Origin of the sequence: Mesorhizobium sp. M2E.F.Ca.ET.209.01.1.1 (assembly GCF_004010375.2) — a bacterium.
GTDB lineage: Bacteria > Pseudomonadota > Alphaproteobacteria > Rhizobiales > Rhizobiaceae > Mesorhizobium.
In genome coordinates, this window is the sequence record NZ_SADP02000072.1 from 1 (window position 1) to 663 (window position 663).

Here is a 663-nt window from a genome sequence, read left to right on the forward strand (position 1 = left end):
GGATCGGCCCGCCCCAGGTCTGGGCAAGGCCTGCGCCGGCGGTGACATAGAGTGTCTGCCCAAGCGGATGCGTGTGCCAATGCGTGCGAGCGCCGGGCTCGAAACTGACCAGTGTCGCTCTGAGCCGCGCCGGCGCTTCTTTCTCGATGATCGGCGTCTGCAGCACCCGGCCGGTAAAATATGTCTCCGGCGCGATGATCGTCGGCACACTGCCGCACGCAATGATCTTCATCGTTTGATCCTCTAAATTGTTGGTCGAACAAAGGGCCGCGCGCGGCATCTCGGCAAGCAGTTTCATCCTATAGAGAAGTCGTTGCAACCGGCCTGAAGTCGTCTCCGAATGACAGCCTCATTCTCATGGTCGAGCGTTACGTGAATCGCTACATCAGCCTGTCTGAATATTGTCATAAATCGTTACTTTTTAACCATAAAAACGATGCCGCCATTCCGTGGCGAAAGAACAGGCTGAAGCAGAGGCGGCGCTCAGTGTTTTTTAACGGCTGAGGTCCTAGCCATGCCGCGTGCTCTGGGGGCGCGGACATGAGTATCTTGGCGACAATCAAGGATCATAGCGGCCGCATCTATCGCGGCATCCAGGCGCTGCTCGTGGCGAGCATCGCCGCCACCGCGATTGCCGCCGCCGTTTCCGGTGCCGCCGCCATT

At 58.8% G+C, this 663-nt stretch carries 1 pseudogene; it reads right to left on the reverse strand.

The features are described from left to right. Nucleotides 1-232 (reverse strand): annotated as a pseudogene (locus tag EN852_RS34590) (cupin domain-containing protein); the annotation flags it as partial. Nucleotides 233-663: the final 431 nt, after the last annotated feature.